At 48.9% G+C, this 22,275-nt stretch carries 12 protein-coding genes; 10 read left to right on the top strand and 2 right to left on the bottom strand.

The features are described from left to right. Nucleotides 1–861 precede the first annotated feature (861 nt). Nucleotides 862–2,328: a sulfatase gene (locus ECHVI_RS04525; protein WP_015264773.1), complete on the bottom strand. Its 1,467-nt coding sequence runs from the start codon at nt 2,326–2,328 to the stop codon at nt 862–864. Between the two features lie 227 nt (nt 2,329–2,555). Then, on the bottom strand, nt 2,556–2,891 hold the full coding sequence (ytxJ, locus tag ECHVI_RS04520) for a bacillithiol system redox-active protein YtxJ (RefSeq protein WP_015264772.1): 336 nt from the start codon (nt 2,889–2,891) through the stop codon (nt 2,556–2,558). A 524-nt stretch (nt 2,892–3,415) separates the two neighbouring features. Here ytxJ and ECHVI_RS04515 point away from each other — a divergent pair. The 10 genes from ECHVI_RS04515 to ECHVI_RS04465 all read left to right on the top strand — a co-directional run bounded on the left by ECHVI_RS04515 (nt 3,416) and on the right by ECHVI_RS04465 (nt 22,093). After that, nucleotides 3,416–5,134 carry a hypothetical protein gene (locus ECHVI_RS04515; protein WP_015264771.1) on the top strand — a complete coding sequence of 573 codons (1,719 nt, stop codon included), beginning with the start codon at nt 3,416–3,418 and terminating at the stop codon, nt 5,132–5,134. Nucleotides 5,135–5,269: 135 nt separating this feature from the next. After that, nucleotides 5,270–5,929, top strand: coding sequence for a DUF3826 domain-containing protein (locus tag ECHVI_RS04510; protein WP_015264770.1), 660 nt, complete (start codon nt 5,270–5,272; stop codon nt 5,927–5,929). A gap of 52 nt (nt 5,930–5,981) precedes the next feature. Next, on the top strand, nt 5,982–9,098 hold the full coding sequence (locus ECHVI_RS04505) for a DUF6298 domain-containing protein (RefSeq protein ID WP_015264769.1): 3,117 nt from the start codon (nt 5,982–5,984) through the stop codon (nt 9,096–9,098). Nucleotides 9,099–9,214: 116 nt separating this feature from the next. Next, complete coding sequence (locus tag ECHVI_RS04500; protein ID WP_015264768.1) at nt 9,215–10,642, top strand: glycoside hydrolase family 140 protein; 1,428 nt, start codon at nt 9,215–9,217, stop codon at nt 10,640–10,642. A 180-nt stretch (nt 10,643–10,822) separates the two neighbouring features. Beyond that, nucleotides 10,823–12,397, top strand: a complete 1,575-nt coding sequence (locus ECHVI_RS04495; RefSeq protein ID WP_015264767.1) for a glycoside hydrolase family 28 protein — start codon at nt 10,823–10,825, stop codon at nt 12,395–12,397. 188 nt (nt 12,398–12,585) lie between these two features. Next, a complete protein-coding gene (locus ECHVI_RS04490; protein ID WP_015264766.1) occupies nt 12,586–13,530 on the top strand; it encodes a glycoside hydrolase family 43 protein in 945 nt (314 codons plus the stop codon). Between the two features lie 2 nt (nt 13,531–13,532). Further along, nucleotides 13,533–15,488, top strand: coding sequence for a sialidase family protein (locus ECHVI_RS04485; RefSeq protein WP_015264765.1), 1,956 nt, complete (start codon nt 13,533–13,535; stop codon nt 15,486–15,488). A 322-nt stretch (nt 15,489–15,810) separates the two neighbouring features. Continuing rightward, the gene (locus ECHVI_RS04480) at nt 15,811–18,645 is read left to right on the top strand and encodes a glycoside hydrolase family 78 protein (RefSeq protein ID WP_015264764.1); all 2,835 of its coding nucleotides are present in this window, start codon (nt 15,811–15,813) and stop codon (nt 18,643–18,645) included. Between the two features lie 302 nt (nt 18,646–18,947). Beyond that, nucleotides 18,948–19,853: a dihydrodipicolinate synthase family protein gene (locus tag ECHVI_RS04475; protein WP_015264763.1), complete on the top strand. Its 906-nt coding sequence runs from the start codon at nt 18,948–18,950 to the stop codon at nt 19,851–19,853. Between the two features lie 659 nt (nt 19,854–20,512). Further along, nucleotides 20,513–22,093, top strand: coding sequence for a sodium:solute symporter family protein (locus tag ECHVI_RS04465; RefSeq protein ID WP_015264762.1), 1,581 nt, complete (start codon nt 20,513–20,515; stop codon nt 22,091–22,093). The last annotated feature ends 182 nt before the right edge of the window (nt 22,094–22,275 follow it).

Genomic DNA, 22,275 nt, shown 5'->3' with positions numbered 1-22,275 from the left:
AAGATCCCTGAGCGTAGTCGAAGGGGGCTTCTCCCACCTGGTCTTAGTCTTCAGACTGATACCCAGACTCCTACAAGTCTCCAGACTTGTACATTATATTTGGAAAGAGTAAAGAAAAAAGAGCAAAGTATCTAGTAGTTAGACTTAAGTATCAAGTACGACGTACAAAGTACGAAATCAAAACAAGTCTCCACGGGATTACAAACCCGAAACAGCTTATACCAGGATTGAATTGAGTAGGAAACTCATAAACCATAAAGTAAGGTGACAAATGCGATAAAATACGAATTCCGTAAGACAAGGTTAATACCTAAGGTTGTGCTTGGGCTCTGCCGCAGCACGGTATAGTTTTGAGTCGCTGACTCAAATAGGCTGTTTCCGATTCCTGTCCAGAGCTTAGCCGAAGAATAAAGATCCCTGAGCGTAGTCGAAGGGGGCTTCTCCCACCTGGTCTTAGTCTTCAGACTGATACCCAGACTCCTACAAGTCTCCAGACTTGTACATTATATTTGGAAAGAGTAAAGAGAAAAGAGCCAAGAGCAAAGTATCTAGTAGTTAGACTTAAGTATCAAGTACGACGTACAAAGTACGAAATCAAAACAAGTCTCCACGGGATTACAAATCCGAAACAGCTTATACCAGGATTGAACTGAGTAGGAAACTCATAAACCATAAAGTAAGGTGACAAATGCGATAAAATACGAATTCCGTAAGACAAGGTTAATACCTAAGGTTTTGCTGGGTCTCTGCCGCAGCACGGTCAAGCTTTCGGTCGCTGACTCAAATAGGCTGCTTCTGATTCCTTTCCAGAGCTTAGCCGAAGAATAAAGATCCCTGAGCGTAGTCGAAGGGGGCTTCCATCTATTCCTCAAAGATCCCCGTATTCCCCTTTTCCCAGATCGGCATAAGTTGCTGTACTACTTTTGGCAGGTCCTTTGCCACGTTTTTACTTTCATGTGGGTCGTTTAGGTGATCGTATAGCTCCACGGCTGGAGGCTGATCTCGGAAATATTTGGTCAATCTATATTGTGGGGTTCGTAGGGAAACACCTCTACTGAAATAGCTGTAAGCAGTGTTCCTCCATTCTTTAGCAGAAGGATTGTCCATAAGGGACACCATACTCTCTCCATCCAAGGTCGATTGGGAAGGGACATTGGTAAGCTCCATGACAGTCGGATAGATGTCTGTAGTGCTGACGACCTGCTTTATCCGCTGCCCTTCTTTTCCAGGCCGCTTGATCATCAGGACACTTTTCAGGGCATTGTCAAAGACCGTATGCTTGCCCCAAGTTTTTTGGTCGCCCAAATGCCAGCCATGGTCGCCCCAAACCACTACTATGGTATTATCGGCCAGGCCTTGCGCTTCTAGTTCGTCCAATAGTTTGCCCACCTGGGCATCGATATAACTTACCGCCGCCAAATACCCATGACGCAATTTTCGGGCATAGGCATCAGAGGCGGCCTGTTCCAAGTTAGGCTTTTCTTCCCCGAGTCGGTATTGGTTTAGCTCCCCGCTGTTATGAAGGCTGGCCTTGGCACTGTTTTCTGGAATAGCCGCAAATGGGGCCAAAGGAATGTCTACTTCATCATAGAGGTCCCAGTATTTTTTTGGGGCGGTGAAGGGCAAGTGGGGTTTAAAAAAGCCCACTCCCAAGAAAAAAGGCTTTTGTTGCTGCTTTAGGGATTTTAGCTTTTGGATGGCCAGGTCAGCGGTAAGCCCATCCGGATACCCTTTGTCGTCGACCTCTGCGGCTTCATAAGGCTTGACCGCTTTGTCCATTTCGTTGCGGTTTGAGCCATCTGCATACCCAAAAAAGGCATGATGTCCCGTGCCCCATTTACCGTTATTGAAGTGCATTTCGTCCCAGCTGCCCGGAAGTTCGATTTTATCGCTTTTAGGGTCAAGGTAGCCATATACATATCCATCGGGATGATGGGAGATTTTTCCGATCCCTACGGTGTAATAGCCATTTTGCCTTAATGCTTGCATAAAGGTAACAGGCCTTTCGTCTTCTGGCTTATTTGCAATATTGGTCACAGAAGCCTGGTTGCTCAGGTCTCCCGGGCTTTTGGGGAGTCTTCCGGTGATCAGGTTGTAACGGGAGGCTCCACAGGTAGGTACCGTCACAAAGTGGTTTTCAAAAAGGCTACTTTCAGCCGCTAACTGATCAAAATTGGGGGAATGGACATATGATTTTCCATAGCAAGCCAATTCTGGCCGAAGATCATCCACGGCAATAAAAAGAATATTGGGTGGGGTGGTGGTTTCTTCTTTGCATGAAAAATAAAAGATAAGGGCAAATAAAAGCAGATGGGCCGGAAATCTCATGGATAGGTTCGTTCAGGTAAGTGAGCCAAATATATAAGCTCATCCCAATTATTAAAAACGCTCTTCCCTTTAATTTACGGTGAGGAGAAAAATGTTGGGGGGTAGGCAAAGGAAGCACCATCTGAAGGCCCTTCCTCCTACTACATCGTAAAGAGTGTGTCCAAGGGCAAGGAGGAGCTTCTTTCCTTGGCTATTTTAAGGCCTTGGTCACTATCTTATGCTCTTGACTATACCTTTTCGATAATGTCGTGGTAATTGATGCCCATGTGACTGGTGTCATAATAGGCCATGCCGTCTTTGAGAAGGATTACTTGGGGCGATTCATGGTCCACCGCAAACTCTTGGGCGATGGCGTTTGAAATCTCACGGTAGGTAAGAAGGTCCAGCACGTAAGGGCTGACTTTTGCGAAATCCCCTTCCTGCCAATTGCGTTGCAGCCGGTTCCAAGCCATGCCACTGATGCTGCAGCTGGTAGAGTGCTTGAAGATCAATACCGGTTGGGTTTTGCTTTCTTCTTTGATTTTTTGGATTTGCTCTAGGTGATCAATTGCTTTCCAAGCCATAGTTTCTTTTCGTTTGGTCTGTAACAATCCTTTAGTGGATTTCGGTTCGAAGATAAGCGAAAAAAGTAGCAAGTGACAATAGGGAAATTAGGAATGATGAAGTCCGGGGTTGCGTTGGGGCCCTGTCCCACTGTGAAGAAATTAGTGGAAGAAACCGAATACCTGAGTCGGGAGACTCAGTTTTCGTGATCCCATGTCAGAGACAGTGGGATAGCTGGGTTCGGTTGCCGTAGTTGTGCCGGGTCTCTGCCCCGGCACAGGCAAAGGGTGAGTCTCCGACTCAATACTTGCTTCGTATGAGGCTCAGGTTCTCCATATCCCTTTTCAGGCTTAAATTATCCTTGTTCAGCCTTTTGTTAGGGGGTTCAGCAGGATAGTTCAGGAAGGTTTGCCTACCTTATTAAGTAACTTTACATCAGCAATATGGAGAAAATGGAGGCGTTGATCAGGTTTTTTTCCTATTGGTTAGATTAACACTGGTGGGGTGCTTTTGGCAAACACCAAAAACCTAAAATTAACTGAAAATGATAACGATAAAGCAATCTTTTTGGCCGAAAGGCTTCTTCATTTTGACGGTAGCAGCCCTGATAAGCGTGGAGGCTTTTGCCCAATATCCCGAGATTCCCCCGGCCTTACAGGCCAAAACTGATTCGATCATGGCCTTGGAAGAAGCAAGGCTGGACGAGGTTTGGAACGAAATTTATCCCACCATTCAGCAGGAAGCTACAGAAGGAAGGCCCTATATGCGCTGGGCTTCCTATCCCAATGATTTTGTAAAAGCTGATATTCCTGCTTTCCCGGGAGCAGAAGGCGGAGGGGCTTTTACGCCCGGTGGCCGTGGAGGAAAGGTCTTTGTCGTGACGAGCTTGGCCGACAGTGGTCCCGGCACGCTCCGAGAGGCTTGTGAAGCTGGGGGCGCCAGGACCATCGTCTTCAATGTGGCCGGCATTATCCAACTGGAAAAGCCCATCAGTCTGCGGGCACCGTATGTGACCATCGCGGGACAGACCGCCCCGGGAGATGGGATTTGTGTAGCGGGAGAGACCTTTGCCGTGGACACCCATGATGTGATCATCCGGCACATGAGGTTCCGAAGAGGAGCTACGGACGTGACACGGAGGGACGATGCCCTGAGTGGTGATCCCATGGGAAATGTGATCATCGACCATTGCTCGGTGAGCTGGGGACTGGACGAAAACATCTCCCTGTACCGTAACATGTTCACAGCCAATGAAAATTCCGATCGCGAAAAGCTGCCGGCTGCCAATATTACCATTCAGAATACCATTTCCTCTGAAGGGCTTGATACGTATAATCACGCTTTTGGCAGTACCATTGGCGGCCTGAACAGCACTTTCATCCGTAACCTGTGGGCCAACAACATCTCCCGAAACCCATCGGTGGGCATGTACGGGGATTTTACCTTTGTGAACAATGTGCTGTTCAATTGGTGGAACCGGTCCGTGGATGGGGGCGATTACCGTTCGCTCTTCAATATCATTAACAATTACTATAAGCCAGGGCCGATGACGCCTGAAGGTAAGCCCATCAGCTACCGGATCATCAAACCAGAATCCGGATACTTGGATCCGAAAACCTTTGGAAGGGCTTATGTCGAGGGCAATTTCGTCGAAGGAAACCCCAAGGTTTCAGCAGACAACTGGGCCGGAGGAGTACAGCCGTCTGACCTAAGCCTCGAAGAGGCGCAGCAGCATTTTGCCTACATGCGCCAATCCAAGCCGTTTGAAATGGCTCCCATCAAGATCGTATCTGCCAAAGCCGCGTATGACTTTGTGATGGAGCATGCCGGTGCCACCTTGCCCAAAAGGGATGCAGTGGACAAAAGGGTCATCCAAATGGTGAAAACTGGAGAAATCAATGCTCCGGAAGGGAAAGAAATGGAAATCGGCGCGGAGTTTATCAATAGGAGGTTGCCAATAGATTCTTATAAAAAGGGCATTATCGTTCATCCCGATCAAGTGGGGGGCTATCCTGAGTACAAGGGGCAGCCGTATGCCGAAACGGATGGTGATGGCATCCCGGATGCTTGGGAAGTGAAGTATGGGCTGGATCCCAATGATCCTTCCGATGCCAATGGCGACCTGAACGGTGACGGCTACACCAACCTTGAAAAGTACATCAACGGAATCGATCCTACCAAAAAGGTGGATTGGACCCAGTGGGAAAATAGCCACGATACCCTACTGGATGTTGCCATGAACGGTGGGCTTTTGCAAAAGTAGTTTAGAAGAAAGAGTAAAGAATAAAGAACCAAGATAGAATTCCTAGAATTCCTCCCCTTTAGGGGAGGTTAGGAGGGGGTTTATCTTACACTGTTCGGGATTTAAAATCCCCTTCAAACAAAAAATATAATTACCATGAACAAGAATATAAAATCATTCCTTTTGGCTGTCATTTTGATTACGGGTTTGGCAGCAGTAGCCCATGCACAGGGCTTTGATCCTGAATATGTGAAGGTAACCAACGAGCGGGCCGACAAGATTTTGGAAAACATGGATATTGCTGATCCACAGAAAGCGGACAAAGTCAGTGACATCATTGCAAAGCAATATCGGAACCTCAGCCTGATTCATGACGAGCGCGATTCACAGATCGACGCGGCCAAGGAGATGTATGATGGCAAAAAGGAAGAAAAGAAAATCAAAAAAGCTGAAAAGAGGGCAAATAAAGCCATGGCCAAGTTGCATAAAAAATACCTGGCCCAACTTTCTGCTGAGCTGACCGATAAGCAGGTGGAAGCGGTGAAAGATGGCATGACCTATAACGTGGCACCAAACACGTTTAAGGTTTATCAGGAGATGATCCCAGACCTTAACCAGGCACAGCAGGATAAAATTTGGGATTGGCTGGTGGAAGCCAGAGAACGTGCGATGGACGCAGGTTCTTCCCATGCCAAGCACGCTTGGTTTGGCAAATACAAAGGTAAAATCAACAACTACCTTTCCGACTTGGGATATGACCTTAAGCAAGCCGAAAAAGAAATGTTTGAGCGAAAAAAGGCAGCCAACAATCCGTAATGTAACGACCAACGTGAAACAGTTTAATAGCATAAATAGAAGGTTGATAAGTATGCAAAATTCTGGGAGAAGGTTCTTCCAGAATTTTGTGGTACTTGGACTATTCCTTTCGTGGGGCCAACTCGTCCTCGCAAGGCAAGCCCCCAAACCCATTAGCCAGCAGGACGGAGCATTGGTTTACCAGACATCCGAGAATGGGGACCGGATTCCGGACTTTTCGTTTTGCGGCTACGAGGCCAGTGAGAAAGCGATTCCCTCGGTGCCGGCCAAAGTGGTGATGTCACCCAGGGAGGGTGATGTAACGGCCCAGCTTCAGTCGGCCATAGACCATGTAGGCACATTGGCCATGGATGAAAATGGTTTTAGAGGAGCCGTACTGTTGGAGCCGGGCATTTATGAGATCGGCGGCCAGCTGGTATTTTCGAAATCAGGCGTGGTGCTCAGGGGGAGTGGCCAGGGTAAAACCACGCTGCTCGGAACGGGAAAAACCCGTGAAACCCTCGTCCGTGTGCTGGGGCAGGATGATCGCGAATACGGCGATACGCTGAAGATCACGGATGCATACGTCCCCGTCAATGCCCGTGAGCTGACGGTAGCGTCCGCGCTTTCGGCCGGATCTCAAGTGATGGTGGTCAGGCCATCTACCCAAGCTTGGATCGATGAACTCTCCATGAATGAATTTGGTGGCGAAACGGGCTGGATTGGCTGGAAGCCCGGAGGACATGACCAATATTGGGACCGGACGATATCAAAAACCGATGAAGGAAAAGTGGCTTTCGATGTGCCCTTGACCAATGCTATTGACCAAAAATATGGAGGGGGATTCCTGGTGAGCTATGAGTGGCCCGGAAGGATCCAACATGTGGGAATCGAACACCTCAGCATGCAGTCCACCTATGACCAAAGCAATCCCAAAGATGAAGACCATCGCTGGTCCGCCGTATCGATGGAAAGTGTCCAAGATGCTTGGGTGCGCCAAGTGGATTTTAGGCATTTTGCGGGCTCGGCTGTGGCGGTGTATAAGACGGGCAGGAGGATCACGGTAGAGGATTGTCGCTCCCTAGCTCCAGTCTCGGAGGTGGGAGGTGAACGGCGAAATACCTTTTTTACAGAAGGCCAGCAGACCCTTTTCCAGCGATGCTATTCGGAGTACGGTTACCATGATTTCAGCACTGGACTGGCCACTGCAGGTCCGAATGCTTTTGTGCAGTGCAAGGCCTATTTGCCTCATAGTTTTAGCGGGGCACAGCAAGGCTGGGCATCGGGAGTGTTGTTTGACATGGTGAGGATCGATGGTCATGCATTGGTTTTTGCGAACCGGATGCAGGAAGGCCGCGGTGCCGGATGGACCGCAGCCAACAGTGTCTTTTGGCAGTGCGATGCAGCGGAAATTCGCAACTACAGCCCCCCGACCGCACAAAACTGGGCCTTTGGTGCCTGGGCGCAGTTTGAGGGGAATGGCCAGTGGATCGAGACCAACAACCACGTCAAGCCACGGAGCCTCTATTATGCCCAGCTGGAAGACCGACTGGGCGATTTGCCCTTCGAGCCATTCTTGATGCCTGTGGGGTCAGAGCCGAGCAGCAGCCCCACGGTGGAGCAGGCAACAGAGATGACCGTTTTGGCCCGAGAGCCCTTGCTGACGATGGAGAAATGGATCCAGCAAGCAGCGATCCGAAATCCTATTGATCCAGCAGCAGGCAGCGCAAAGTCCTTGGAAGCTCTTGGAATTGAACCGAAGGATCAGACGAGTACTGCTGCTCCTAAAGTGGCAGTCATAAAGGGTAAACTGACCTGGGACGGACAGCTCCTCACTGGCAGCACACAAACGGTGCAGTGGTGGCGTGGAAGCTTACGGCCAAGGGATATTGGGCGGTCTCGACCGCATGTTACCCGTTTTGTGCCCGGAAGGTACGGAACAGGCTACACGGATGTAATTCCTGAGGTAGTCGCCACCATGAAAGCGGAAGGCAGCGTGGCGCTGGACCATAATTATGGGCTGTGGTATGAGCGAAGAAGGGACGATCATGAGCGGGTCAGAAGACTTGATCCGGACGTATGGCCCCCGTTTTATGAACAGCCATTTGCGAGGAGTGGCCAGGGAGAAGCTTGGGATCGCTTGAGCAAATACGACCTGACCAAATACAGCCATTTCTATTGGAGTCGATTGGATCAATTTGCAGACTTGGCAGAGCAGGAAGGGATTATCCTGATGCACCAAAATTATTTCCAGCATAATATCCTGGAAGCCGGTGCACACTGGGCCGATTCTCCTTGGCGATCTGCAAACAATATCAACGACACCGGATTTCCAGAACCACCCCCATATGCGGGGGACAAGCGGATCTTTATGGATGAATATTTCTACAATGTCGACCACCCGCAGCGAAGGGAGCTTCACCGAAAATTTATCCGGCAGTGTTTGGGTAATTTCGCCGACAACAGCAATGTTATGCAATTCACCAGTGCGGAATATACCGGGCCTTTGCACTTTACGGAGTTTTGGGTTGATGTAATTGGGGAATGGGAAGCCGAAACGGGGCATGATGCCTTAGTTGCCTTGAGTGCCACCAAAGACGTGCAAGATGCTATTTTGGCAGATCCCGTGAGAAAAGAATTGGTAGAGGTGATCGATATCCGGTATTGGCATCCTTCTGAAAGCGGGGATTATGCCCCACAGGGAGGCAAGCACATGGCGCCAAGACAACATGCCCGAAAGATGAAGCAAGGCAAAGAAACTCCAGCAGCGATTTATGAGGGGATCAAAAGGTATCGTGATCAATTTCCTGACAAAGCAGTCATCTATTCCACCCCCGCAGGAAGCCGCATGGGATGGGCGGTGCTGTTTGCCGGTGGTTCTTTGCCCAATTTACCAGCGGTAGATGCCCCCGCTTGGAAGGAAAGTCTGGCCACCATGCATCCAATGGAAAGTCAAAATGGCCATTGGATCATGCAGAATGACCAAGGAGAATTACTGGTGTACATAGCAGAAAAAGAGGCAATGGGAAGTGCGGGTTATCACGAACTGGCCCCAAAAGACGGAGAAGCGGTATTTATCCACGCTGGAAGTGGTGCCATCATCAAAGAAGTCAAAACTCTCAGCGAAACCACTTCGGGTCTTGACATTGGAGCGGACGCCCCACTGATTCTTTGGATAAGGAAAAAATAGGAGAATTGCAGCGTTGATTCAGCTGCCCAGCTTTCTAAAGTGGAAACGGATTAGAGGAGGCTTCCTGCAATAACCTTAACACATTGAAACATTAAAAACCTTTCAACAATTATACAATGAAACGCAACATCACACTAGGCATAGCAGCCCTTGTGCTAGGCACGCTACTAAGCTGTCAAAGCAACAAAACCGAAACCCAAACGGCCGCAAAGCCGGCTGAAGGGCCGAAGGGCTTACCTTTTTTAAAAGTGTCAGAAAACGACCGCTATTTTGTAACGACCAGTGGAGAACCGTTTTTTTGGCTGGGCGATACCGGATGGCTGTTGTTTAACAAGCTGAAGCGGGAGGAAGCCTTGGAATATTTCGATGACCGCCAAGAAAAGGGTTATAATGTCATCCAGGTGATGGTCCTGCACACGCTAGGTGCTGTCAATGCTTATGGTGACAGCGCTTTGGTGGATCAAAATGTGGCTACTCCCCTGACCCATCCGGGAAGTGATTTCTCGGATTCCGTGGCGTATGATTTTTGGGACCATATTGATTATTTGGTGAGAGAGGCGGAGAAGCGAGGCCTTTACATGGCCATGGTACCCGTATGGGGTTCCAATGTCAAGGACGGTGGTGTGACCGTGGAGGAAGCAAAGAAATATGCCAAGTTCCTTACCCTTCGCTACAAAGACCGGCCAAACGTCATTTGGCTAAATGGGGGTGATACCTTTGGCAATGAGCACACGGATGTTTGGAATGCCATTGGAGAGACCTTAGACAAAAATGACCGTAACCATCTGATTACCTTCCACCCAAGAGGCCGTATGCAGTCTTCAGACTGGTTTGCAGATGCCCCATGGATGGACTTTCATATGTTTCAGTCCGGCCACCGGCGCTACGATCAGGACGATACCGAAAGGGCTTATGGCGAGGACAACTGGAAATATGTGCAGGCGGATTACAAGTTGGAGCGCAAAATGCCCACGGTGGATGGAGAGCCTTCCTATGAGGGTATTCCTGAAGGGCTCCATGATCCTGAAGAAGGGTTTTGGGATGCCGCTGCGGTAAGAAGGTATGCGTATTGGGCCGTATTTTCAGGAGCAGCAGGCCATACTTATGGGCATAGTGCAGTGATGCAGATGCACCGTCCCGAGGATGGCGAAGTAGGTGCCTATGGCAATACCAAATTATGGACAGCGGCGATCAATGATCCAGGAGCCAAGCAAATGCACCATTTGAAAGACTTGATCATGCAATTTCCTTATTTGGAGCGTGTTCCTGATCAGTCCCTGATTGCAAACCAAGGGGAGCGACACGATCACCTGGCGGCTACCCGAGGAGAACAGTACGCCCTGATTTATACCTATACCGGAAGGCCTATCCAAGTAAACATGGAGGTAATCAAAGGGAATAAAGCCACCGCCAGCTGGTTTAATCCGCGAAATGGAGAAATGACCGAAATCGGTGAGGTGGATGCCCAAGGTGTCCAAGAGTTCAAGCCGGACGGGAAGGTGCAGGATGGCAACGATTGGGTATTGGTGTTAAATTACAAGTGAGAGTAGTGAGTAGTGAGTCTTGAGACTGGAGTATGCACTTAAGCTGTTCGGAATTTGGATATCCGAGCCAATTCATGAGGCTCACCTGTTCTGGATTTGTAATCCCGATGTTTGGGATTTGTAATCCCGAACTAACAATAATGGGGATTTGAAATCCCCAACTACCTATCAAAATAACCTATGAAAAGACTAACAAAATTACTGTTTGTAGTATGCCTTTTTGCCTTCAGTCAATCGTTGACTGCGGCGAATCCGGGCTGGACGAATATTTTGGATGTTGGTGGCAACAACGAAGGCCAGCTTTGTACGGAAGCCATCCAAAGTGCCATTGACAAAGCCGCTGAGGCAGGTGGGGGAACGCTTTTTTTTCCGGCGGGGGATTACCTCACGGGTGCCATTCACATGAAAAGCAATACCACCCTTCATTTGGATGCGGGAGCGGTGTTGCGATTTTCCACGAATTTTGACCATTACCTGCCTTTTGTGCAGATGCGTTGGGAAGGGACTGTGATGAATAACTTCTCCCCATTGATCTACGCCTATGAGGCAGAGAATATCACCATTACCGGTAGGGGAAAGATCGACGGTCAAGGCAAAGACTGGTGGATGGAAATGTACCGGATTCATGAAGCGGCTCCCGAGACCCTCGAAGAGAGCAAATACCAGAAGATGTGGACCGCTGCAAATGAAGGGCTGGAGACTTCTCCAAATTATCAGAAAACCATGCGACTGAAGTTTTTCAGGCCGCCGTTGATTCAGCCTTTTCGCTGCAAAAATGTTCGTATCGAGGGGGTGACCATTGTAAATTCCCCCTTTTGGACGGTAAATCCTGCTTTTTGTGACAATGTCACCATCACGGGTGTTACGATCGAAAACCCTCCTTCTCCCAATACCGATGGCATCAACCCGACTTCCTGTCGTAATGTGCACATCTCTGACAGCCATATCAGCGTGGGCGACGACTGTATCACGATCAAGTCCGGTAGGGATATGGACGGCCGGAAGTGGGACACTCCTACCGAGAATGTCACGATTACCAATTGCACCATGCTCAGCGGACATGGCGGTGTGGTCATCGGAAGTGAGGTCTCCGGCAGCATCCGAAAAGTGACCATCTCCAATTGCGTATTCGATGGCACCGATAGAGGTATTCGGCTAAAAGCAGCCAGAGGACGTGGCGGTGTGGTCGAAGAAATCCGGGTGGACAATGTCGTCATGAAGGATATCCAGCTAGAAGCCATTGTGATGAACCTTTTTTATGACAAGAACACCAAGGAAGGCCCTGTAACCGAAGAAACACCTGCATTCCGCAACATCCATATTTCCAATGTGACCGGAAGCCAAATCAATGTGGCCGGCAAGATCTTAGGAATTCCCGAGATGCCGATCGACCAGATCAGCTTTTCCAATATCAACATGGATGCTAAAGAGGGCATTTCCATCCATACGGCCACCAATGTGGAGTTGCATGATGTGCAGATCACGACCGAAATGGGCCCTTCCATAAGTGTGGAAGATACCGAAGGGATCATCTTGGACAATATCAAAAGTCGCCGGCCCCATGCAGATCGCCCCGTGGTGGAGCTCATGAATGTCAGCAATGCCTTGGTGACCAACAATTTCCCTATGGTCAGCACCCCAAATTTCCTGAAGATAAATGGAGAAAAGAGCTTGGACATCTTTATTCAAAACAACCAATGGAACAATGTCACCGAACCGGTGATCAAAGGAGAAGAGGTGAAAGGGATAAATTAAATAGTGATGTAGTGTAAAGGAGGCGAGATTGCTTTGCTCACTATTGTTCCGCTCGCAATGACGGTCCTTTATTTCGTCATTGTGATGACCGGAGGGAAGAAGCAATCTTGTGTTCCGAAGAAGAGATTGCTTCGTCATACTTCCTCGCAATGATGTGAGATATGGATTTCTTGAACAAAAGATTATCAATGAAAATTACTGAGAGAACGAGCTTTATAAAGATAGCCTTATTCGTTTTGGGCAGCCTGATGCTGAGCTGCCAATCAGAAAAGGAATATTACATTTTTACTTCCTTTCGAGAACCAGCAGATGAAGGGCTTTACTTGGCGTACAGCGAAGATGGCTACCATTGGGAAAGTCTTGGAGGCCCTTTCCTGCCGCCAAAAGTCGGCAAAAGCCACATCATGCGTGATCCTTCTGTGGTAAAAGGGCCCGACGGAACCTACCACATGGTATGGACCACTGATTGGAGGGGGGGCAAGGGTTTTGGCTATGCCAGCACACAGGATTTTGTGGATTGGTCGGAGCAGCAGTTTATTCCTGCTATGGCCCATGAACCCGATGTAGTGAACGTTTGGGCACCAGAGATCTTTTATGATGATGAAGAAGACCGCTACATCATCATTTGGGCATCCACTATCCCTTTCCGGTACGAGAAGGGTGAGGAAGAAGAGCGAAACAACCACCGGATGTACTACACCACGACCAAGGATTTCAAGGATTTTACGCCGACAAAGCTCTTTTTGGAGCCGGGTTTTAGCGTTATTGATGCGGTGATCGTGAAGCGCAAAAAAGATGATTATGCGCTGGTATTGAAAGATAATACCCGCCCCAACCGGAATATCCAAGTGGCTTTTGGCAAATCTCCGCTAGGCCCTTGGAAGGATTATTCGGAGCCATTTTCGGATTTCCTCACCGAGGGGCCTACGGTGCTGAAAGATGGGGATAAGTGGCTGATCTATTTTGACAGCTACGGTGCCAAGACCTATCAAGCAGTCAGTACGGCAGATTTCAAGACCTTTACCAATATCGATGATCAAATCAGCCTGCCGGAGGGACATAAACACGGCACGATCAGTACGGTTTCCAAAGAAGTGTTGGACAACCTAAAAGCCAACGCAAAAACAAAATGAAAATGCATTTTAGAGGAAAGAACATAGAGGAAAGAATAAAGAGCGGGACAGTGGGCCAAGGCTTAAAAGACTTGCTGTTCCGGATTTGCAATCCGGAGCTTGACATAAAGGGAATTTGTAATCCCCTAATCTTAGGTGCTTTTTCGATCTTGTGCATGATCGTGGCTACCCCAGCCTCGCTTTTGGCCCAGGATACGCTACACTACAGTGGAAGTACCTTGTCCAGGGTAGATTATCACCACGGGCAGTTAAAGCCGGCCATTGGTGTGCATGCTGTGCAGACCATGCGGGCCAACAGGGAACAACCGGATAAGGGAGATGGCTTTGGCTGGACCTATAACCACGCGCCGATGTTGGCCTATTGGAAGGGAAAATTCTACATGGAATACTTGAGTGACCCGGTTGGGGAGCACATTGCTCCGAGCCAGACGCTTTTGCAAGTTTCCGAGGATGGGTACGACTGGACCAAGCCGCAAGTGATTTTCCCTCCCTATCGTATTCCTGATGGCACGAGCAAAGCGGGGCACGAAGGGGTGGCCAAAGACTTGGATGCCGTGATGCACCAGCGCATGGGCTTTTATGTCGCTGATAATGGAAAATTCCTGGCACTGGCCTATTATGGGATAGCTTTGGATGCCCACGATGGGCCGAATGATGGTAACGGCATTGGCCGGGTGGTTCGGGAAATCAAGGCGGATGGCAGTTTTGGGCCGATCCATTTTATCCGGTATAACCACGGCTGGGATGAACAAAATACCGATTATCCGTTTTACAAGTCCAGCAAAGACAACGCCTTTGTGGAGGCCTGTGATGAGCTGCTCGGCAAACCGCTGATGATGCAACAATGGGTTGAGGAAGCGGATCGCGATGATCCGTTGATTCCCTTGAAAAAACAATATAAAGCGTTTAGTTATTACCACCTTCCCGATGGCCGTGTGGTAGGATTGTGGAAGCATGCCCTTACGAGCATCAGCCATGATGAGGGAAAATCGTGGGAATACAATCCCCTGAGGGCGCCCGGCGTGGTCAATGGAAATGCCAAAATTTGGGGGCAGCGAACAGCGGATGGCGCTTATGCGACGGTCTATAACCCTTCCGAATACCGGTGGCCGTTGGCTGTTTCTACCAGTCAGGACGGAATCAATTATACGGATTTGCTGCTGGTACACGGCGAGATCACGGCCATGCGATACGGCGGAAATTATAAATCCTACGGCCCCCAATACGTGCGAGGGATTTTGGAGGGCAATGGTACCCCTACAGCAGGTAAAATGTGGCTCACATACAGTGTCAACAAAGAAGACATATGGGTGGCCTCTGTGCCCACGCCCATCACGGCGGAAGCAGCGGGTCATGCCAATGAAGTGTTTGACGCGTTACCGGAAGGACAGGAACTGGCCCTTTGGAATACGTATAGCCCGCAGTGGGCAAAGACGGAAATCACTGCTAAGGATGGCAAGAGATACTTGACCTTTAAGGATAAGGATCCCTTTGATTATGGCAAGGCACAGCGAATAGTGCCCAGCAGTAAGCAGCTGCATGTGGAATTTACCGTGATCCCAGGGCAAAGTGATCATGGAAAATTCCAGGTCGAAATCCAAGATGGCAAAGGCCGTCCAGGCGTGCAGTTGATCTTTGATGAAGATGGATTGTTTAAGACACGGGCAGGATACCGCATGAATACCCTTACCGAATATGAAGCAGGAGAAAGCTATCATGTGAAATTGGAATTAAATGCCGAAACCCGCTTTTACCAGATCAAGGTAAACGGCAAAGAGAAAGGGCCAAAGCTCTTCTTTGCGCCTTTGGATGCCATGGAAAGGGTGGTGTTCCGAACCGGTACACAGCGGTACTTCCCGAATGCCGAAACCCCAACGGACCAGGATTATGACTTGGACAATGCCGGTGATGAAGATCCAGAGGCGGTGTTTTACTTGGAGTCGTTAGTGACGTATTAGGTGGTTGGATAGAACGTGATTGAGTAAGAAAATAGTTTGTGGTTGTACCAAGTATGTGACTTGGTACTTCTTATCATTGAGTCTCTGACTCAAAAGATTGGAATCGGTGGTAAAGCAAAGCTGAGCTGAGTCGGGAGACTCAATTTTCACCGTCCCGCATCAGAGATGACGGGACAACTGGGTACCGAGTTAGAGACAGCGGTACAATTAGGCCTATGGCAAATAGAACGTCGTGCCGGATCTCCGCTCCGGCACCTTGCACAGATAGCCATTTAAATTTCATTAACTGAACAGTATTAATTTCGAGTTAAATACTAAAAAATTGAAAGTAGAAAAGAATTATACGGAACCTTTAGCCCTCATGCAGGCATGGCTGTTTTTATTGATAGCGGTAGTACTGTTTTCTGGCTGCGATTCCGGACCTAGGGGTACCCTTCTTCAGGTGACCAACATCACCACGGAATTGGCCGATAACCCGATGAACATTGAAAAGACGGCGCCACGATTTGGATGGGAATTGGTCAGTGATGCGAACGGTGCCCGGCAAACCGCTTATCAGGTGGTGGTGTCCCATTCTGCCAGCGAGGATGAAGCGGCGGTAGTTTGGGACAGTGGTAAAATCACCAGCGGTCAGAGCCAATTGATTCCCTATGAAGGTGGCCCCTTGATCAATGGAGAGCGGTATTTCTGGAAAGTAAAAGTGTGGAATGAAGCAGGTATTTCCTCTGATTGGAGCAACATGGCTTTTTTCGAAATGGCACCATATGAGCTGGAAAAAGGAGCTCAGTGGATCGGCGCCATCACCCGTGCGGAAAGTGGATTGCCGGCTGGCAGAAATTATCATGAGCCGGATATGCGCCGGGAGGAAAATAAGGAAAAATGGTCCAAGGTGAAGCCATTGGCAAAGCGGAGTATCCAATTGCGGAAACCGTTTGAGGTGGAAAGTGAAATTGAAAAAGCGACAGTTTATATCAGTGGACTTGGCCATTATGAGCTCAAGCTCAACGGGGAAAAAGTGGGCAACAGTGAATTTGCACCCTTGTGGTCAGATTATGACAAAACGGTTTATTACAATGCTTACGATGTCACCGAGCGCCTTGTAAGCGGGGAAAATGCCATTGGCGTCTTACTGGGCAATGGGATGTACAACGTGTCCGGTGATCGTTATGCAAAGTTCCTGATCAGTTTTGGTCCTCCCACCCTATTTTTTCACCTGAAAATCACCTATGCTGATGGTGAGGAACAGCTGATATCGTCGGATGATTCATGGAAGTGGTCGGAGAGTCCGATTACCTTCAATTGTGTTTTTGGTGGCGAGGATTACGATGCCACTTTGGAGCAAGACGGTTGGGCGCAGCCTGGATTTGATGACCGCAACTGGAAGCCTGTGGTCATCCAAGAAGCCCCTAAGGGAAAACTTTGTCCGCAGCATGCATCACCGGTACTTGTCCAGAAGCAATATGACATCAAAGCAACTGCCGAGCCTGAAGAAAACACCTATGTGCTGGACATGGGGCAGAACTTAGCCGGTTTTCCATCCATCAAGGTGAAAGGTCAAAAAGGTCAGAAAGTAAAGCTGGTCGTGGGAGAGCACCTCAAGGAGAGTGGTTTGGTAGGCCAAGGTAGAACCGGAGGTCCGCATTATTACGAATACACACTCAAGGGCGACGAAGAGGAATCCTGGCAGCCGAGGTTTAGCTTTTATGGTTACCAATACATCCAAGTGACAGACGTGAATGTGCCCGGCCAAGAGCAGCAAGCAGATAGGCCCACCATTACCGAGATAAAATCCAATTTTATCTATAACGACGCCACGGAAGAGGGAACCTTTGAAAGCTCCAATGAGATTTTCAACCAGACCCATTTGCTGATCAATAATGCCATCAAGAGCAATATGCAAAGTGTTTTTACCGATTGTCCACATCGGGAGAAGTTGGGCTGGCTGGAAGAGACACACCTAAATGGTCCCGGGTTGTTTTATAATTATGACCTTACCCAGCTGGTGCCTAAAGTCATGCAAGACATGGCAGATGCCCAGCGGGAAAATGGCCTGGTGCCAAACATCGCCCCCGAATATGTGGTCTTTGGAGGTGACTTTACGGATTCCCCTGAATGGGGCGTGGCTTCTGTGGTACTGCCTTGGATGTATTACGATTATTATGGCGACAGTTCCTTGATTCAGGAGTATTATCCGATGATGAAAAAATACATCGACTATTTGGGGACGACAGCCGATAACCATATCGTTTCCCATGGTTTGGGGGATTGGTATGACTATGGCGAGCATGCTGCGGGCTATTCCAAGAACAGTCCGATTGCCCTTTCGGCCACTTCGCACTATTATTTTGGGGTGAAATTATTGAAAAAGGCTGCTTTGATGCTCCAAAAAGGGGTGGATTACCGGGAATACAGCCGGCTGGAAAAGCAGGTGAAAGAAGCCTTTAACCAAACCTTTTTTGATCCCGAGACCAACCAATACGGTACCGGAAGTCAATTTTCCAATGCCGTGCCGCTGTTTTTGGACATGGTCGATTCGACCAAGCGGGAAGCGGTGTTGGCGCATTTGGTGCAGGACATTGAAGCGCATGGTTACCGATTGACCACCGGCGATGTGGGCAACCGGTATTTGTACCAGACATTGGCCAGAAACGGGCTGAATGAAGTGATGTTCAAGATGCACAACCATTACGACACGCCCGGATACGGTTTCCAGATCAAGTTTGGGCTGACGACATTGACCGAACAGTGGGATCCCCGCAAGGGCAACAGCTGGAACCATTTTATGATGGGGCAAATCGAAGAGTGGTTTTACCGTGATTTGGCCGGCATCCAGCCGGATCCTGATCAGCCTGGTTTTAAACACTTCCTATTAAAGCCGCAGTGGGTGGGCGATATGACATTCGTCAAGGCCAGCTATGAAAGCATTTACGGGACCATTGCTTCCTCTTGGAAAAAGGAAGAGGGAAATGCCCAATTCCACTTTGACATACCAGCCAATACAAGCGCCACGTTGGTGCTGCCCGTGGAGCAATCCGCAGAAGTAAGGATCAATGGCAGCAGGACTGAGAAAGCCAAGGGAGTGAGCAAGGTGCAAGCCGATGGGCATCCATCTTTTGAGCTGGGCTCGGGGAAATATAGTATTGAAGTTAAGTTTTAGTATTGAGTAGTGAGATGTGAGTAGTGAGTATCAAGTAGGGAGAAATGAGACGGTGGATTGGAGCAAGGAGCAAAATAAGAATGCAAATAGCAAAAATATATGGTTGAGTCGGGAGACTCAGTTTTTGTGGTCCCGCGTCAGAGACGGCGGGACAACGCGGGAGACATGAGTAGTGAGACGATTTTCTTCCCCTTTTTGGGGAGGCTAGGTGGGGTTTACTTACACTGTTCCTGATTTGCAATCAGGAACTACAGATCAAGGGGATTTGTAATCCCCTCCGCTAAGATCAAAAAAGATAAAAGATGAAAAAGCAATATCAAGGTGTGGTGGTGCCGATGGTGACGCCGCTCACCGCAAAAGGTGCCATCGACCAAGAGGCAGTGGCCAGGATCATGGCCGAGTTTGCCCAAAATGATCTTTCCCCGCTAGTGCTGGGCACCACGGGAGAATCCGCCTCCTTTTCTGAGCAAGACAGCTTGGAAATGATCAAAGCCACGGTGGCCGCCAAGGCTGCCAACCAACAGGTTTATGCGGGCGTGGTAAGCAATTTGGTGGAGGAGCAATATCACCGTGGCAGCGACTATTTGGCACAGGGTGTGGATGCGATCGTGGCCACATTGCCTGCCTATTATGTCCTTTCTGATGATCAAATGAAACGTCATTTTGAAGGGCTTGCCGATCATCTTGCCGGGCCGCTGCTGATGTACAATATCAAGGCCACGACCCAAATGTCCATCCCCCTTTCGGTGGTGGAAGAGATGAGCCACCATCCACATATTTGGGGGCTGAAGGACTCCGAGCGGGATTTCTCCAGGATGCATGCGGCGATTGACCAGTATCGGGAAAGGCCTGATTTTTCCTTTTTCTGCGGCTGGGGAGCCCAATCGGCCAGCAGTATCAGGACAGGGGCAGATGGTATTGTGCCGAGTACGGGTAATATTGTCCCTGAGCTTTACAAAGCGTTGTATACGGCTACGCAGGAAGGCGATGAAGAAAAGGCCGTGCATTATCAGGAATTGACCGATGAAGTGGCCAAGGTATACCAAGGAGGAAGAAGCCTTGGTGCTTCCCTAGCAGCCTTGAAGGTACTGATGCATCAAAAAGGATGGTGTCAGCCTTTTATGAAGCCGCCTTTGACCGAATTGGACAAAAGCGAAGTGGAAAAGGTGCTAAACGAATGGCAGAAGGTGATGGAGCAGGTGAAGTGAGGAATGTGAAATGAATAATGAGGAATTACCGGATCGTAATACGAAAAGTTATCTTGTAGTTCTGTCAGCTGTTCTGCGGATGATGGTAAATGAGTCGGGAGACTCAGTTTTTGTGGTCCCGCGTCGGAGACGGCGGGACAACAGAAAAAGGTGCTAAACGAATGGCAGAAGGTGATGGAGCAGGTGAAGTGAGGAATGTGAAATGAATAATGAGGAATTACTGGATCGTAATACCAAAAGTTACCTTGTAGTTCTGTCAGTTGTTCTGCGGATGATGGTAAATGAGTCAGGAGACTCAAATTTTCACAGTTCCGCGTCGGAGACGGCGGGACAACAGGAAAAGGTGCTGAACGAATGGCAGAAGATGATGGAGCAGGTGAAGTGAGGAATGTGAAATGAATAATGAGGAATTACCGGATCGTAATACGAAAAGTTATCTTGTAGTTCTGTCAGTTGTTTTGCGAATGATGGTAAATGAGTCAGGAGACTCAAATTTTCATTGTCCCGCGTCGGAGACGGCGGGACAATAGGGCAAAGTTGTTCGGGATTTATAATCCCAAATTCAATTGAAGGCAACGATGCTTTACAAACCTTTGAACCTTAAAACTTTAAACCTCTAAACCTTTAAACTAAAAACAACCAATTAACCCAATAACCAAATGGACGCATCATTACACTGGATAGATTATTTGCTGATCGTCGTCTCGATTTTAGGGACCATATATATGGGCATCTATTTTTCCAAGAGACAAAAGAGCAGTGAGGATTATTTTGCCGGAGGAGGAGGAATACCCTCATGGGCCATTGGGATGTCTATTTTTGCGACGCTCATCAGCAGCGTGACCTTTTTGGCCTATCCCAGTGCAGCATATAAGTCCAACTGGATCTTACTGGTGCAAGGGTTGATGGTGCCCATTGTTCTGGTGTGCATGATTTGGGTGATCGTGCCCCTTTTTAGGAGGGTGATTGGGTTGAGTACTTACGAATATTTCGAAAAGCGTTTTGGCTTCTTTGCCAGATTGTACAGTTCTTTGGCCTTTGTGCTGACCCATTTTTCCAAAATGGGAACGGTGCTTTACCTGGTGAGCTTGGCCTTGAGCAGCATGATGGACGTCAATATCTTTATGGTCATTGGGGTGCTGACCTTTGTCATCATCGTATTGACCTTGCTGGGGGGCATTGAAGCGGTGATCTGGATGGATGTGATCCAAGGGTTTTTGCTTATTGGCGGGGGCTTGTTCTGTTTGGGATTGCTGCTTTTTGTGCCCGAAGGAGGCCCCGAGCGGGTGATGGAAGAGGCCATTAGCATGAAGAAAATAGGTTTCGGTCCATATGACATTGATTTTACCCAACTCACTTTTATCGTCATGGTCGTGAATGGCATCTTTTACGCCATCCAGAAATACGGCACCGACCAAACGATCGTCCAGCGGTACCTGACGGCCAGAAACGACCGCGAGGCCAAAAAGGCAGCCTATATGGGCGTGTTCCTAAGTGTGCCAGTGTGGGCCCTGTTTATGCTGATCGGTTCCCTGCTGTTTGTGTTTTATCAGATCTCGGGTTCTGTACTGCCGGAGGGCACCAGTGTGGATGCGGTATTCCCGTATTTTATCATGACAGAGCTTCCTCCAGGAGTTACGGGCTTGGTATTGGCGGCCTTGGCGGCAGCGGCAATTTCCAGCTTGGATTCCGATATGAACTGCCTCGCAGCAGTGGGGGTGGAAGATTACTACAAGCGCTTTAATCCCAACTGTAATACCCACCAAAAACTAAAAGTAGGCCGTATCCTGGTGCTGATTTCCGGCTTGGCGGCCGCAGGGGTGGCCGTCTTATATGTGCTTTGGCAGGGAGAAGGGGTCTTGGGAGCGGTCTTTGGGCTGTACGCGATTTTCTCTGCCGGTATTGTGGGCATATTCTTACTCGGGCTTTTTAGCCGTAGGGCAAATAAGGAAGGGCTTTATGTCGGAATTGTGGCCTGTATCCTCTTTACCGCTTATGCCCTGTTGACCTCCACGCCGATGAGCTTTGGTGGCGGAGAGAAGACCTTGCTGCTGGACTTAGGCAAATTCAACTTCAACCAACACAAATACATGTTAGGGGTATACAGCCACTTGATCGTGCTTATTGTGGGCTATATAGCCAGTTTGTTCTTCAAACGCCCACCAGCCGATGAGAACCTGACCATTTACGGCTATTTCAAGCAAAAGCAGAAGATGGAAAGGGCGAAGGAAGTAGTCTGATATCAGTTCAGATAATCAAGAGGGTACTACCAAGTCAACGGCACCTGTCGCACCACGGCAAACCAGCCTATCAAACCAGTGGTTTTGCGTTTCCGTTCTGGTGGCTTCGGCTCCGCTCAGCCACCGAAGGCGAGGCCACCGGAAAGGGACCGAAGCTACCGAAGCCGCATACTACTGACCAT

Source organism: Echinicola vietnamensis DSM 17526, assembly GCF_000325705.1.
Taxonomy (GTDB): Bacteria; Bacteroidota; Bacteroidia; order Cytophagales; family Cyclobacteriaceae; genus Echinicola; species Echinicola vietnamensis.
Note: the sequence above shows the minus strand (reverse complement) of the source record. Positions and strands in the feature narration are given on the sequence as shown.